10 protein-coding genes are annotated in these 15,914 nt (G+C 68.8%); 9 read left to right on the forward strand and 1 reads right to left on the reverse strand.

The features are described 5' to 3' along the window. Window positions 1–101 precede the first annotated feature (101 nt). Complete coding sequence (locus ABZ857_RS21745) at window positions 102–3,857, reverse strand: alpha-L-arabinofuranosidase C-terminal domain-containing protein (RefSeq protein WP_357045563.1); 3,756 nt, start codon at window positions 3,855–3,857, stop codon at window positions 102–104. A gap of 254 nt (window positions 3,858–4,111) precedes the next feature. Here ABZ857_RS21745 and ABZ857_RS21750 point away from each other — a divergent pair, with 254 nt between their 5' ends. From ABZ857_RS21750 to ABZ857_RS21790, 9 genes are all read left to right on the forward strand, one after another. After that, on the forward strand, window positions 4,112–5,104 hold the full coding sequence (locus ABZ857_RS21750) for a LacI family DNA-binding transcriptional regulator (RefSeq protein ID WP_357045874.1): 993 nt from the start codon (window positions 4,112–4,114) through the stop codon (window positions 5,102–5,104). A gap of 75 nt (window positions 5,105–5,179) precedes the next feature. Next, entirely contained in the window at window positions 5,180–6,178 is a 999-nt protein-coding gene (locus ABZ857_RS21755) for an ABC transporter substrate-binding protein (RefSeq protein WP_357045565.1), read from the forward strand. A gap of 76 nt (window positions 6,179–6,254) precedes the next feature. After that, the gene (locus ABZ857_RS21760; protein WP_357045567.1) at window positions 6,255–7,766 is read left to right on the forward strand and encodes a sugar ABC transporter ATP-binding protein; all 1,512 of its coding nucleotides are present in this window, start codon (window positions 6,255–6,257) and stop codon (window positions 7,764–7,766) included. After that, window positions 7,763–8,809, forward strand: coding sequence for an ABC transporter permease (locus tag ABZ857_RS21765; protein WP_357045569.1), 1,047 nt, complete (start codon window positions 7,763–7,765; stop codon window positions 8,807–8,809). Before ABZ857_RS21760 ends, ABZ857_RS21765 begins: the two co-directional genes overlap by 4 nt. Beyond that, a complete protein-coding gene (gene yjfF, locus ABZ857_RS21770; RefSeq protein ID WP_357045572.1) occupies window positions 8,806–9,795 on the forward strand; it encodes a galactofuranose ABC transporter, permease protein YjfF in 990 nt (329 codons plus the stop codon). The genes ABZ857_RS21765 and yjfF overlap by 4 nt, the downstream gene beginning before the upstream one ends. 51 nt (window positions 9,796–9,846) lie before the next feature. After that, a complete protein-coding gene (araB, locus tag ABZ857_RS21775; RefSeq protein ID WP_357045574.1) occupies window positions 9,847–11,526 on the forward strand; it encodes a ribulokinase in 1,680 nt (559 codons plus the stop codon). Continuing rightward, a complete protein-coding gene (locus tag ABZ857_RS21780) occupies window positions 11,523–12,182 on the forward strand; it encodes an L-ribulose-5-phosphate 4-epimerase (RefSeq protein ID WP_357045576.1) in 660 nt (219 codons plus the stop codon). Before araB ends, ABZ857_RS21780 begins: the two co-directional genes overlap by 4 nt. Next, on the forward strand, window positions 12,179–13,660 hold the full coding sequence (gene araA, locus ABZ857_RS21785) for an L-arabinose isomerase (RefSeq protein WP_357045578.1): 1,482 nt from the start codon (window positions 12,179–12,181) through the stop codon (window positions 13,658–13,660). Before ABZ857_RS21780 ends, araA begins: the two co-directional genes overlap by 4 nt. After that, entirely contained in the window at window positions 13,660–15,855 is a 2,196-nt protein-coding gene (locus ABZ857_RS21790; RefSeq protein WP_357045580.1) for an immunoglobulin-like domain-containing protein, read from the forward strand. The genes araA and ABZ857_RS21790 overlap by 1 nt, the downstream gene beginning before the upstream one ends. Window positions 15,856–15,914 lie beyond the last annotated feature (59 nt).

The following is a 15,914-nucleotide window of genomic DNA, read 5'->3' on the forward strand; positions in this document are numbered from 1 at the left end:
GTACGGGGCGTCGGGTTTTCGCGGGGGTTGGATGGCGGCGACGGCCCCGACGTCTACTGGGTAGACCGCCCGGGGCGATGGCGCACCCCGGGCGGCGGGTCTTACGGCTTCACCTCCAGGGTGAGGGTGGTGGTCGACGGCCGGAAGCGGGCGTCGCCGGAGTAGGAGACGGTGAGCTCGTGCGTGCCGGCCGGCAGGTCGAGGCCGAGCTCGGTCTTGCCCTGGCCACCGGGGTTGAGCGTGCCCTCGCCGAGGATCGTCGCGCCCTCGGACACGGTCACCTCACCGGTCGCGCCCTCGGGGTCCACGCTGTAGTGGACCTGGACCTTCTTGCCCTGCTTCACCTGCTTGGGCGAGGCGTGGGCGGTGACGCTGGTGTCGGCCCGGGTGTCCTTGCCGAGACGGATGAACGTCACCGAGCGGGCGGGGAAGTCGTAGGTGAACGACTCGGAGAAGCCGCTCACCTCCCGCTCGACAGGCGCGATCTTCGTAGGTTCGGCGAGCGAGTTCACGGCGGCGGGGTCGCCGGTCAGCGAGGTGACGACGGCCTTCGGGGCGATCTTGGCGTCGCCGAGGTCGACCGTGCTGCGCACGGCGGTGTCCTGGACGTTGACGGCCTTGATCACCACGTCGCCGGTGTCGCTGTCCTTGGAGACCACCTGGTAGAGCGGTTCGACGGAGGCGTTGTCGGTGAAGTCGTTGATCTTCTGGCCGTCCAGCCACGTGGTGATGTGGCGACCGGAGACCTGGATCTTGATCTTGTAGTCACGGCCGGTCTGGACGGTCGTGCTGGAGGTCGCGATCGACGACTTGGAGCCGTTCGTCGCCTTCTCGACGGCCGACTGGGTGTTGTTCCAGCCGCCGATGTTCCACCAGTAGAAGTTGCCGGTGTCCTTCGCGCCGAACATCACCAGGAAGCCCTCGGCGCCGCCGGTCTTGCGGGCGGTGACCTCCAGCGTGTAGTTGGACCAGTCCGTCGAGCCGGCCGTGGACCGGGCGTCGGTCACGTTGGCCGTCTGGACGTACGCGCCGTCCTGCACCGCCCACGTTCCCTGGCCAGGGGTCCACTTGCCCGTACCGTTCGAGAAGTCGTCACTGAACAGGACCGTGCCGTCGGCCCCGGTCACCTTGACGTCGTCGTAGCGGACCTGGGTGCTCCACGAGCCGAGGCCGATGGCGCCCTTGATGTCGTCCACCGGCAGCGGGCTCGCCTTGTACGTGCTCGGCAGCACGGTGTCGCCCACGTTGCGGGAGAACAGGCGCTGCACGTAGTAGCTGGGCGAGCCGTAGACCTGGTCGTTGTCGAACCAGATGAGGTCCGGCGCCCAGTTGACGTAGTCGACGTTGGACAGCAGCGGCGCGTACGACGCCAGCTCGACGACGTCGGAGTTGCGCTCGATGCCGGTCAGGTACGACGCCTCGGTCAGCGCGTTCCAGTACGTGTTGCCCTTCGAGGCGTACTCGCCGACGAACACGTGCGGGCCGCTGCGGTCGTAGGTGTCGTACCGGTGGTTGTTGGCCAGGAACCAGCTCGGGTCGTTGTAGTAGTGCTCGTCGACCAGGTCGGCCTTCTGGTCACGCGCGAACTGCCACATGCGGTCGAACCAGCTGCCCTGGGACGTCTGGCCGGCGTTCGAGAGGATCTTGACGTTCGGGTACTTGGCCCGGACCGCGTTCGCGAACTTGGGGTAGTTCGTGAAGAACTCGTTGTAGATCTCCTCGTTGCCGAGGCCGATGTACTTCAGGTCGAACGGCTTGGGGTGGCCCATGGCGGCCCGCTTGGCGCCCCAGGTGGAGTCGGCAGGGCCGTTGGCGAACTCGATGAGGTCGAGCGTGTCCTGGACCCACCGCTGGAGCTTGGCCTCGTCGGTCAGCGGCCGGTTCTCGTTGCAGCCGTTGACGCCCACCGACAGCACCGGCAGCGGCTCGGCGCCGATGTCCTCGGCGAACTGGAAGTACTCGTAGTAGCCGATGCCGTACGTCTGGTTGTAGCCCCAGAAGTTGAAGTTGGTCGGCCGCTCCTCGACCGGGCCGAGCGTCTCCTTCCACTGGTAGATGCGGCGCCGGTCCTGGTTGAGCGAGTACGGGTCGTAGGTGCCGACGTTGGTCACGCAGCCGCCGGGGAAGCGCAGGAACCGCGGCTTGAGCGCGGCGATCGTCTCGGCGATGTCCTTGCGCATGCCGTTCTGACGGCCCTTGAAGGTGTCCTCCGGGAACAGCGAGATCATGTCGAGGTCGACCCGGCCGGTGCCGCCGGCCAGCACGACCAGGCGTGCCGCGTCGGTGGTCTCGCTCGCGGTGATCGTGGCGGTGTACTTCTTCCAGTCGGCCGACTGCGCGTCGATCGTGGCGGTGCCGTACACCTTCGAACCGTCGGCGTTCTCGATCGTCGCGGTGATCGGGCCGCCGCTGGTGCGCCGGGCGAACAGCGACAGGTCGTAGGTCTTGCCGGCCTGGACCGCGATGCCCTTGTTGAAGCCGGTGTTGCTCACGCCGAAACCGGTGCCCGGGCTGGTGATGTCCAGCCGCAGGAAGTTGCGGTTGTTGCTGTTCAGCGGCTGGTCGCCGGACACGGCGGCCGTGCCGGCCGCGCCGCCGCGCCCGACCCTGGTCCACGCGGTGAGGCCGTTGTAGCTGCGGTTGTCGACCGAGTTGAACTCGAAGGACCGGTTCTGCACGAGCTCGGCGTACAGGCCGCCGTCGGCCGCGTGGTTGATGTCCTCGTAGAAGATGCCGTACAGGTTGGGGCTGACCTTGGTGCCGGCGGAGGCGGTGTCCACCTTCAGCGCGCCGACGTCCTTGGCGTACCCCTCGACCTGGAACTTCGTACCCTTCGCCGTGGCGACGAGCCTGCCGTCGCTCACCGCGACCTGCTTGTCTCCGGCGGAGAGGTACACCTTGCCGCCGCCCGCGTCGCGGAGTTGGAACGCTCCCGGCGTGGAGCCGAGGCGCAGCGTCGAGTCGTCGGCGACCCGCACGTAGTCCTTGCCGTTCAGCTCCTTGAGCCACATCGTGCCGTCGCCCTTGTCCTCGGCGGTGACCGCGAGGCTCGTCATGCCCTGGGCGTCGGAGGCGACCACCTGCCCGTCCTTGGCGACCGACAGGTACGGCGCGGAGCCGGCCGCGCGCAGCGTGAACGCGCCGGACGGCACGACCGTCCTGCCCGGGGCCGCCTTGACCGCGAAGTAGTCGAAGTCGGCCGCGATCGGTGTGCCGTTCTGCGCGGACAGCGCGAACAGGCCGACCTGCTTGATGTTCAGTGCGGCGGTCACCTTGGACGCCTGCACCCAGGCGGAGCCGTCCCAGTAGGACGAGGTGAACTCGTTGCCCGCCCTGGTCAGCTTCAGAATCTCTCCGGTCGAGCCGGAGCGGCTCGCGAAGGACGCGTTGAAGGCCGCCTTCACCTCGGTGTCGGTCTCGATGACGTTGCCCCCGGACGAGCCGACGTGCGCGAGACCGGCGCGGACGTAGTTGTCCCAGTCCTGCCAGGCGAAGATACCGGCGCTCTGGTAGTCCAGCGCGACCGGGGCGCTGAACTTCGTGACGACCTCGAAGTCCCCGGCGGGGACGTCCATGAGGAAGATGTTCTTGGCCGAGTTGTCGGTCTGGTAGGTGTCGCCCTTCAGCGAGTGGATCCGCAGGCTGCCGGGCTGCTCGCTCAGGGACCACTGGGTGTTGTCGGGGTTGAGAACCTGCCAGTCGGGACCGAGCGCGGCGGCGTCGAACTGGTCGACGGCCGCGCCGGCGGGGATCGGGTCGGCGGTCTCGGCCTGAGCCGGCGTGGTGGAGAGCACGCCGCCCACCACACCGCTCACCATGGCCGCCGACAAGGCCAGTGACCAGGCCTTTCTGCTCATTCGGGGGGCTCCTCCGGTTTCTGTTAGCGTTAACATCACGAGATGGTCGCGAAGTGAGCGCTAACAAGCTGGATTCGGCCACCAGTTAAGAGCCACAAGGCATGTCCGTCAATAGGGCGTTAACGCGATGTTTCGGCGTAACCGGACCGTAATCGGCCACCACCTTGACGGGGGGTCGTGTTAACGCTCACAGTCTTCCCAAGCAGATGAGAGGAGCGCCAGTGGGACCCAACGTCGACCGCCGCCCGCCCGTCATGGCCGACGTGGCCAGGCTGGCCGGAGTGTCGCACCAGACGGTCTCGCGGGTGCTCAACGACCATCCGAACGTCCGCGCCGAGACCCGCACCCGGGTCCTGCGGGCCATCGACCAGCTCGGTTACCGCCGCAACCTCGTCGCCCGGGCCCTGGTCACCAAGCACTCGCGCACGCTGGGCGTGGTCAGCTTCGACACGACGCTGTACGGCCCGGCGAGCACGGTATACGGAATCGAGCAGGCCGCGAGGGACGCGGGCTACTTCGTGAGCATCGTGAGCCTGCGGACCATCGACAGGGCCGGCGTGAACGACGCGATCGGCTACCTCGCCGAGCAGGGGGTGGACGGCATCGTCGTCGTCGCTCCGCAGCGCTCGGCGGCCCGGGCGCTCGACGACCTGCCGGCGGGCATGCCCGCCGTGGCCGTCGAGGGCTGGCACCAGGGCGAGGTCTCCGTGGTGAGCGTCGACCAGGTCGAGGGCGCCAGGCTGGCGACCTCGCACCTGCTCGAACTCGGGCACGAGACCGTCTGGCACGTCAGCGGCCCGGCGGACTGGCTGGAGGCCGAGGGCCGGATCGAGGGCTGGCGCGCGGTGCTGACCGCCGCGGGGCGGCCCATCCCCGGCATGCTGACCGGCGACTGGAGCCCGCGATCGGGTTACCACGCCGGAAAGGAGCTCGCCGCCATGGCCGGCGACGTCACCGCGGTGTTCGTCGCCAACGACCAGATGGCGCTCGGCCTCCTGCGCGCGTTCACGGAGGAGGGGGTGAAAGTCCCCGAGCAGATCAGCATCGTGGGCTTCGACGACATCCCTGAGTCGGAGTTCTTCTCCCCGCCGCTCACCACCATCAGACAGGACTTCGGGGCCGTCGGAAGGCGCAGCATCGACGTGCTGCTCCGGCAGATCGAGTCGGGCGAGGCGTTGCCCCATGAGCGTCTCGTCGTGCCTCCCCAGTTCGTGCTCAGGGGAAGCACAGCCGTCGCCGCGCGCTAGCCGTACGGAGACAAACCAGATGACCAGCGCTGTGCCATAGGTGTTAGCGCTAACAGTTAGAAAGGATCCCCCACAGTGTTGAAGAGGATCTCGGCACTGATCCTGGCCGGTGCCACCGCACTGACGATGGCCGGTTGCGGCAGTAGCAGCAGCAGCGGCGGCAGCGGCGGTTCGTCCGGCGGTGGCGCCGACGACGGAAAGCTCGTGATGGGCTTCGCCCAGGTCGGCGCGGAAAGTGGCTGGCGCACCGCCAACACCAAGGACATCCAGGAGTCCGCCAAGACGGCCGGCATCGAGCTGAAGTTCTCCGACGCGCAGCAGAAGCAGGAGAACCAGATCAAGGCCATCCGCTCCTACATCCAGCAGAAGGTCGACGTGATCGCCTTCTCGCCGGTCGTGGAGTCGGGCTGGGACACCGTCCTCAAGGAGGCGCAGAACGCCAAGATCCCGGTCATCCTCACCGACCGGGCCGTGGATTCCAAGGACACCAGCCTGTACAAGACCTTCCTCGGCTCGGACTTCGTGGAGGAGGGCAAGAAGGCCGGCCAGTGGCTGGTCGACCAGTACAAGGACAGCAAGGACGACGTGAACATCGTCCAGCTGGAGGGCACCACCGGCTCGGCGCCCGCCAACGACCGGAAGGCCGGTTTCCAGCAGGTCATCTCGGCCGACCCGAAGTTCAAGATCATCGCTTCGCAGAGCGGCGACTTCACCCGTGCCAAGGGCAAGGAGGTCATGGAGGCCTTCCTGAAGTCCAACCCCAAGATCGACGTGCTCTACGCGCACAACGACGACATGGGCCTCGGCGCCATCGAGGCGATCGAGGGCGCGGGCAAGGTGCCCGGCAAGGACATCAAGATCATCACGGTTGACGCGGTGCACGACGGCATGCAGGCCCTCGCGGACGGCAAGATCAACTACATCGTCGAGTGCTCCCCGCTGCTCGGCACCCAGCTCATGGACCTCGCCAAGAAGGTCGTCAAGGGTGAGCAGGTCCCGCCGCGCGTGGTGACCGAGGAGACCACCTTCACCCAGGAGCAGGCCAAGGAGGCCCTGCCCAACCGCAAGTACTGATCGGGTTCCGGGCCGCCCCCACGCGTGGGGGCGGCCCGCCCCACGGCGACAGAAACGAGCATGAGAGGGGCGCCGCATGGCCGCACCCGCGCCGATCCTGCGGATGAGCGGGATCGGCAAGCAGTTCCCCGGCGTGAAGGCACTGGACGGCGTCGACTTCCGGCTGCTGCCGGGCGAGGTCCACGCGCTGATGGGGGAGAACGGCGCCGGTAAGTCCACCCTGATCAAGGTGCTGACCGGCGTGTACGACATCGACGCCGGCGAGATCGAGCTGGAGGGCAGGCGCGTCGCCTTCCACAGCCCGCTCGCCGCCCAGCAGGCGGGGATCAGCACCGTCTACCAGGAGGTCAACCTCTGCACGAACCTGTCGGTGGCGGAGAACATCTTCATCGGCCGCGAGCCGCGCCGCTTCGGCCGGATCCAGTGGAAGAAGATGCGCCGCCGGGCGGCGGAGATCCTCGCCCGCCTCGACCTCGACCTCGACGTGTCGGCGCCGCTGTCGTCGTACTCGCTGGCCATCCAGCAGATGGTGGCGATCGCGCGGGCGGTGGACATCGAGGCGAAGGTGCTCATCCTCGACGAGCCGACCTCCAGCCTCGACGCGGGGGAGGTGGCCCAGCTCTTCCGGGTGATGCGCAGGCTCAAGGAGCAGGGCATCGCGATCCTGTTCGTCTCCCACTTCCTCGACCAGATCTACGAGATCTCCGACCGGATGACGATCCTGCGCAACGGCACGCTCGTGGGGGAGTACCTCACCAGCGAGCTGAGCCAGGTCGAGCTGGTCGGCAAGATGATCGGTCGTGAGCTGGCCGACCTGGAGAAGCTGGAGGGCCGCCCGCCGGCCCACGAGGCCGCGCCACTGGTGGAGGCCGTGGAACTGGGCCGTTCCGGGGCGATCGAGCCGTTCACGCTCACCATCCACGAGGGCGAGGTCGTCGGCCTGGCCGGGCTGCTCGGCTCGGGCCGCACGGAGGTCGCCCGGCTGCTGTTCGGCGCCGACCACGCGGGCACCGGCGCGCTGAAGATCGGCGGCGAGCAGGTCAACCTGCGCACGCCCCGCTCCGCGGTCGCCAGGAAGCTGGCCTTCTGCTCGGAGAACCGGCGGGCCGAGGGCCTCGTCCCCGACCTCACCGTCCGGGAGAACCTCATCCTCGCCCTGCAGGCCGCCCGCGGCTGGACCCGGCCACTCCCGCGGCGCAAGCAGGACGAGCTGGTCGACAAGTACATCGCCGCGCTGAACATCCGCCCGGCCGACCCCGACCAGCTCATCAGGAACCTCAGCGGCGGCAACCAGCAGAAGGTGCTGCTGGCCCGCTGGCTGATCCTGGAGCCCCGCCTGCTCATCCTCGACGAGCCCACCCGCGGCATCGACGTCGGCGCCAAGGCGGAGATCCAGCGCCTGGTCGCGCAGCTGTCCGACGGCGGGATGGCCGTGCTGTTCATCTCCGCCGAGCTGGAGGAGGTGCTGCGGCTCAGCCACAAGGTGGGCGTGCTGCGCGACCGCAAGCTGGTCGCGCAACTCGACAACGACGAGAGCCTCACCACCGACACACTGACGGAGACGATCGCGAGCGGAGCCCGATCATGAGCCGGTTCCTACGACATCGCCTGTTCTGGCCACTGGTCATCCTGGCCGCGCTGCTGCTGCTGAACCTGTTCTTCACCGACAACTTCTTCAGCATCCAGATGAAGGACGGGCACCTCTACGGCAGCCTGATCGACATCGTCCGGTTCGGCGCGCCGCTGATCCTGGTGTCGCTCGGCATGACGCTCGTGATCGCGACCGGCGGCATCGACCTGTCGGTCGGGTCGGTCGTGGCGATCGCCGGGGCGCTGGCCTGCCTGCGCATCAGCGACCTGTCCGACCAGAACTCGGTGGGCGGGGTCCTCGCGGCCGTCGGGATCGCGCTGGTGCTGTCGGTGATCCTCGGCGCGTGGAACGGCTTCCTCGTCGCGGGCATCGGCATCCAGCCGATCATCGCGACGCTGATCCTGATGGTCGCCGGGCGCGGGCTGGCGCAGCTCATCACCGACGGTCAGATCACCACGGTCAACAGCTCGCCGTACAAGCTGATCGGCGGGGGCTACTGGCTGACGCTGCCGTTCGGGATCATCATCGTGGCGGTCGTGTTCGCCCTCACCGCGTTCCTCACGCGGAGGCTGGCGCTCGGCCTGCTCATCGAGTCCGTCGGCGGCAACGCCGAGGCGAGCCGCCTGGCCGGCATCAGCGCCCGCGGCGTGCTCATGATGGTGTACGCGTTCTGCGCGCTGTGCGCCGGCATCGCCGGGCTGATGATCAGCTCGAACGTCTCCAGCGCGGACGGCAACAACGCCGGCCTGTGGATCGAGCTGGACGCCATCCTCGCCGTCGTGATCGGCGGCACCTCCCTGTCGGGCGGCCGCTTCTCGCTCGGCGGCACCGTGCTCGGCGCGCTCATCATCCAGACGCTGACCACCACCATCTACTCGATCGGCGTCCCGCCGGAGACCACCCTGCTGTTCAAGGCCCTCGTCGTGACGATCGTCTGCCTGCTGCAGTCTCCGGCCTTCCGCGCGAAGGTGTTCCGCCGCCGCAGGCGCCCGGTGGCGCCGACCCCGGCGACCGAAGAGAAGGTGAGGGTCTCGGCATGACGAGCATCGCCGGCGGCCTGCGGTCCGGCCGCCTCAGGGTCCCGCAGAAGTACATCCCGGTCCTGGTGACCGCGGGCCTGTTCGTGGCGATGTTCGTGGCGGGCGGCATCCGCTACGAGGGCTTCGCCACCGGGCAGATCATCCTCAACGTCTTCGTCGACAACGCGTTCCTGCTGGTGGTCGCGGTCGGGATGACGTTCGTCATCCTCACCGGCGGCATCGACCTGTCGGTCGGGTCCGTCGTCGCGCTCTCCACGATGATCGCGGCGAGTCTGCTGAAGGACGGCTGGCCGGCGTTCGGGGTCATCGCCCTGGTGCTGCTGATCGGCGCCGTGCTGGGCCTAGGCATGGGCGCGATCATCCACTACTTCGAGATCCAGCCGTTCATCGTCACGCTGGCGGGCATGTTCCTCGCCCGCGGCCTGTGCTACACGATCGGCACCGAATCGATCCCCATCGAGAACGAGACGTTCACGTCGTTCGCACAGACGAGGATCGACCTCGGCGGCGACATGTGGATCTCGCCGAGCGTGCTGATCGCGGTGGTGGTCGTGCTGGCGGCGGCGTACGTGCTGCACTACACCCGCCTCGGCCGCAACGTGTACGCCACGGGAGGCAGCGAGCAGTCGGCCCTGCTGATGGGCCTGCCGGTGGCGCGGACGAAGATCGCCGTCTACACGATCAGTGGCTTCTGCTCGGCGCTCGGCGGCGTGCTGCTGTCCTTCTACATGTTGTCGGGCTACGGACTGCACGCGGTCGGCATGGAGCTGGACGCGATCGCGGCGGTCGTCATCGGCGGCACGCTGCTCACCGGCGGCAGCGGCTACCTGCTCGGCACCGTGCTCGGCGTGCTCGTCCTCGGCCTGATCCAGACGATCATCAGCTTCGAGGGCACGCTGAGCTCGTGGTGGACCAAGATCTTCATCGGCCTGCTGCTGTTCGCCTTCATCCTGCTGCAGCGCTTGATCACCGCCCGTCGCAGGTAGACGCTGCCAGTAGAGCGGCAGTACCTCTTCCTTCTCCGATTTGGAGTTTGTGTGAACGCTAACAGCGAGCGTTACGTCATCGGCGTCGACTACGGCACGCTGTCCGGGCGCGCGGTCGTCGTGCGGGTGAGTGACGGCGAGGAGGTGGGCGGCGCCGTCCACGAGTACGCCCACCGTGTGATCGAGGACGCGCTGCCGGGCTCCGACGTCCGGCTCGGCCCCGACTGGGCCCTGCAGTCGCCGGCCGACTGGATCGACGTGCTGCGGCACGCGGTGCCGAAGGCGCTGGCCAACGCGCAGGTCCCGGCCGAGCAGGTGATCGGCATCGGCACGGACTTCACGGCCTGCACGATCCTGCCCGCCACCGCCGACGGCCATCCGCTGTGCGAGGAGTTCCCCGAGCGGCCGCACGCCTGGCCGAAGCTCTGGAAGCACCACGCGGCCCAGCCCCACGCCGACCGGATCAACGCGCTGGCCGCTGAGCGCGGTGAGCCGTGGCTGCCGCGGTACGGCGGCAAGATCTCCTCCGAGTGGCAGTTCGCCAAGGGCCTGCAGCTCCTGGAGGAAGACCCGGAGATGTACGAGCGGGCCGACCGCTGGATCGAGGCCGCCGACTGGATCATCTGGCAGCTCACCGGCGTGGAGACCCGCAACGTCTGCACCGCCGGATACAAGGGGATCTATCAGGACGGCGCCTACCCGTCCGAGGAATTCCTGGCCGCGCTCAATCCCGCCTTCGCCGGCTTCACGCGCAAGCTTGAAACCGGTGGGCACGGCCAGGATCTCGCTCCGCTCGGCGGCCTCGCCGGTCGCCTGACCGCGCGGGCCGCCGAGTGGACGGGCCTGCCCGAGGGGATCGCGGTGGCGGTCGGCAACGTCGACGCCCACGTCACCGCCGCGGCGGCCGACGCCGTGCGGCCGGGCCAGATGGTCGCCATCATGGGCACCTCCACCTGCCACGTGATGTGCTCCGACCAGCTCGCCGAGGTGCCCGGCATGTGCGGCGTGGTGCGCGATGGCATCGTGCCCGGGCTGTGGGGTTATGAGGCGGGCCAGTCCGCCGTCGGCGACATCTTCGGCTGGTATGTGGACAACTGCGTGCCCGCGTCGTACGCCGAGCGGGCGGCGGAGGCGGGAGTCGGCCTGCACGAGTACCTGACCTCGCTCGCCGCCGCGCAGAAGGTCGGGCAGCACGGGCTGGTCGCGCTCGACTGGCACGGCGGCAACCGCTCGGTCCTGGTCGACCACACCCTGTCCGGCGTCGTCGTCGGGCAGACGCTCGCCACCCGCCCGGAGGACGTCTACCGCGCGCTCATCGAGGCCACCGCGTTCGGCGCCCGGACGATCGTGGAGACGTTCGAGGCGTCGGGGGTGCCAGTGGAGGAGTTCGTGGTCGCCGGCGGCCTGCTCAAGAACCACTTCCTCATGCAGACGTACGCCGACGTGCTGCGCCGCCCGCTGTCGGTGATCGGCTCCGACCAGGGGCCGGCCCTCGGCTCGGCGATCCACGCCGCCGTCGCGGCGGGCGCCTACCCCGACATCACGGCCGCCGCGGCGGCGATGGGCAAGCGCGAGACCGCCGCCTACGTGCCCGACGCCGGGCGGGCCGACGCCGGGCGGGCCGACGCCTACGACCGGCTGTACGCCGAATATCGCAGGCTGCACGACCACTTCGCGGACGGCGGGATGCTCCACCGGCTCCGCGCGATCAGGAACGAGGCCAGTGCATGATCGATGAACTTCGCAGGGATGTCTGCCGGCTGCACACCGAGCTGGTGCGTTACGGCCTGGTGGTGTGGACGGCGGGCAACGTGTCGGGCCGGGTGCCCGGCGAGGACCTGTTCGTCATCAAGCCGAGCGGCGTGTCGTACGACGACCTGACTCCCGAGTCGATCGTGGTCTGCGACCTCGACGGCAACCTCGTCGAGGGCGACCTGGCCCCCTCCAGCGACACGGCGGCGCACGCCTACGTCTACCGGCACATGCCGGAGGTGAACGGCGTGGTGCACACCCACTCCACGTACGCCTCGGCGTGGGCGGCCCGCGGTGAGGCGATCCCGTGCGTGCTCACCGCGATGGCCGACGAGTTCGGCGGGGAGATCCCCGTCGGGCCGTTCGCCCTCATCGGCAACGACGACATCGGCAAGGGCATCGTCGAGACCCTGACCGGGCACCGCTCCCGGGCCGTGCTGATGCAGAACCACGGGGTCTTCACGATCGGCGAGTCGCCGAAGGCGGCGGTGAAGGCCGCGGTGATGTGCGAGGACGTCGCGCGCACCGTGCACATCTCCCGCCAGCTCGGCGAGCCGCTGCCGATCGCGCAGAGCGACATCGACAGCTTGTACGACCGCTACCAGAACGTCTATGGACAGAGGAGTCACCTGTGAAGTTATGGTTCCTGACCGGCAGCCAGGGCCTGTACGGCGAGGACACGCTGCGGCAGGTGGCCGAGCAGTCCCGGCGCATCGCCGAGCAGTTGGGCGAGGCGCTGCCGTTCGAGCTCGAGTGGCGGCCGGTGCTCACCGACGCGGCGGCGATCCGCCGCGTGTGCCTTGAGGCCAACGGTGACGACGAGTGCATCGGCCTGATCGCGTGGATGCACACGTTCTCCCCGGCCAAGATGTGGATCGCCGGGCTGGACGCGTTGCGCAAGCCGCTGCTGCACCTGCACACGCAGGCCAACGTGGAGTTGCCGTGGAGTTCCATCGACATGGACTTCATGAACCTCAACCAGGCCGCCCACGGCGACCGTGAGTTCGGGTACATCCAGACGCGCCTCGGCGTGCCGCGCAAGACCGTCGCGGGCCACGTGAGCGACCCGTCGGTGGCGGCGCGCATCGCCACCTGGGCGCGGGCCGCGGCCGGCCGGGCGGAGGTCGGCTCGCTGCGCCTGGCCCGCTTCGGCGACAACATGCGCGACGTCGCGGTGACCGAGGGTGACAAGGTCGAGGCGCAGCTGCGGTTCGGGGTGTCGGTGAACACCTACGGGGTCAACGAGCTGGCCGAGGCCGTGGACGCCGCCGCGGACGCGGACGTGACCGCCCTCGTCAAGGAGTACGAGGACCTCTACCGCATGGCCCCCGAGCTGCGCGCGGGCGGGGAGCGGCACGAGTCGCTGCGCTACGCCGCCCGCATCGAGCTGGGCCTGCGGCACTTCCTGGAGGGCGGGGGCTTCAAGGCGTTCACCACGAACTTCGAGGACCTGGGCGGGCTGCGCCAGCTTCCCGGCCTGGCCGTGCAACGGCTGATGGCCGACGGCTACGGCTTCGGCGGCGAGGGCGACTGGAAGACCTCGGTGCTGCTGCGCACGCTCAAGGTCATGTCGACGGGCCTGCCCGGCGGCACCTCGTTCATGGAGGACTACACCTACCACCTGACCCCGGGCGAGGAGCTCATCCTCGGCGCGCACATGCTGGAGGTCTGCCCGACGATCGCGACGGACACTCCCTCGTGCGAGATCCATCCGCTGAGCATCGGCGGGCGGGAGGACCCGGTGCGGCTGGTGTTCGACGCCGCACCCGGCCCCGCCGTGGTGGTCGGCCTGTCCGACATGGGAGAGCGATTCCGGCTGGTGGCCAACGAGATCGACGTGGTCGCCCCGCCCGAGCCGCTGCCCGCCCTGCCGGTCGCCAGGGCCGTGTGGCGGCCCCGGCCCGACCTGCGCACCTCCGCCGAGTCATGGATCACGGCCGGTGCCCCGCACCACACGGTGCTCTCCTCGGCCGTCGGGTCCGAGGAGCTGACCGACTTCGCCGACATGCTCGGCGTCGAGTTGCTCGTCATCGACGAGGCGACCACCTCCCGCCAGTTCGTCAAGGAACTGCGGTGGAACCAGGCCTACTATCGGCTCGCGCAAGGATTTTGATGGTAAAGAAGTTCGTGATGGGCGGCCTGGCCGCCCTCACACTCGGAGCCGGGGCTCTCGTCCCGTCGGCCGCCTCGGCGGCCGACGAGGGCCTCGCGCTCTGGTACAAGCTCGACGAGACCTCCGGCACGGTGGCGGCCGACTCCTCCGGCAACGGCAGGAACGGCACGCTCAACGGTGACGCGAGCTGGGGCGACGGCCTCCAGCTCGGCGGCACGAACGGGTACGTGAAGGTGCCCGACAACCTCATGCGCGGCATGACCTCGATCACGGTCGCGCTCGACGTCTGGATCGACCCCACGCAGGCCACGCCGTACTTCGTCTACGGCTTCGGCAACTCGAGCGGGTCGAGCGGCAACGGCTATCTGTTCACCACCGGCAACACCTTCCGCACGTCGATCGCCTCGGGCAACTGGTCGACGGAGCAGAACGCCAACGCCGGCGTCAACCTGCCGCGCGGCGGCTGGCAGCACATCGCGTACACGCTCGGTGGCGGCGTCGGGGTGCTGTACCAGAACGGCGACGAGGTGGCCCGCAACACCGCCGTCACGCTCACCCCGGGCTCGATCGGCGGCGGCACGACCACGGCCAACTACATCGGCCGCTCGCTCTACTCGGGCGACAAGTACCTCAAGGGCAGGGTCAAGGACTTCCGCGTCTACGGCCGGGCCCTCGGCGCGTCCGAGATCGCCCAGCTCGCGGGGCCGGTCAACGCCGAGATCGTCAAGCAGGACGCCGCGGCGCTCGACCTCGGCGACACCGGCGCGGTCCGGTCCGACCTCACGCTGCCCACCAAGGGCGCGTCCGGATCCACGATCACCTGGGCCTCCAGCGACCCGTCCGTCGTCAGCGCGACCGGCGCCGTCACCCGGCCGCCGGCGGGCGAGGCGGACGCCCACGTCACCCTCACCGCCACGCTCACCAAGGGCACGGCGACGGAGACGAGGACGTTCGACGTCACCGTCGAGGCGATCTACACCGACAAGCGGGCCGTCGACACCGACGCCGACAACCTCGTCGTGCACAACATCGGCGACGTCCGCGGCAACCTGACGCTGCCGGCCAAGGGCGAGAACGGCACCACCATCACCTGGCGGTCGAGCAAGCCGGACACGCTCAGCGAGACCGGCGAGGTCAACCGGCCGCAGCCGGGCGCCAAGGCCGTGAAGGTGAACCTCAAGGCGACGATCTCGCGTGGCAGCCACCAGGCCGTGCGGATCTTCAAGCCCGAGGTGCCGGCGCTGCCCGCCAAGGAGCCGTACAAGGGCTACCTGTTCGCCTACTTCACCGGTGAGGGTTACTCCAACGGCGAGCAGATCTACAACGCGCTGAGCAAGGGCAACGACCCGCTGCACTGGCAGGAGCTCAACGCCGGCCAGCCGGTGGTCACCTCCGACGTCGGCGAGAAGGGCCTGCGCGACCCGTTCGTCATCCGCTCGCCCGAGGGCGACCGGTTCTACATGATCGCCACGGACCTGAAGATCTACGGCAACGGCAACTGGGACCGCGCGCAGCGGACCGGCAGCCGCTCGATCATGGTGGCCGAGTCGACCGACCTGGTGCACTGGACGAACCAGCGGCTCGTCCAGGTCTCCCCGCCGGAGGCCGGCAACACCTGGGCGCCGGAGGCGTACTACGACAAGACCCTCGGCGCGTACGTGGTGTTCTGGGCGTCCAAGCTGTACGACAACCCGCAGCACACGGGTGACACGTACAACAAGATGCTGTACGCGACGACTCGCGACTTCTACACCTTCTCCGAGCCGAAGGTCTGGAAGGACCCGGGCTACTCGGTCATCGACTCGACCGTGATCGAGCACAACGGCACCTACTACCGCTTCACGAAGGACGAGCGGAACAACACCTCCTCGACCCCGTGCAGCAAGTTCATCATCGAGGAGAAGTCCACCTCCCTGACGAACACGAACTGGGACTTCCTCAAGGAGTGCATCGGCAAGGGCTCGATCTCCCGAGGTGAGGGGCCGACGATCTTCAAGTCCAACACCGAGGACAAGTGGTACCTGTTCATCGACGAGTTCGGCGGGCGCGGCTACGTGCCGTTCGAGACGACCGACCTCGAGTCGGGCGACTGGACGGTCCCGGCCGACTACCAGCTCCCCGGCCGTCCGCGCCACGGCACGGTGCTGGGCGTGACGCAGGCCGAGTACGACCGGCTGCTCTCCGCTCTCGGCTGATCCGGGCCCTCGGCTGATCCGGTCTCGCTGACCGCTCGCGGGCCCTTCCCCTCCGGGGG

This window comes from Microbispora sp. NPDC046933, assembly GCF_040644635.1.
GTDB lineage: Bacteria > Actinomycetota > Actinomycetes > Streptosporangiales > Streptosporangiaceae > Microbispora.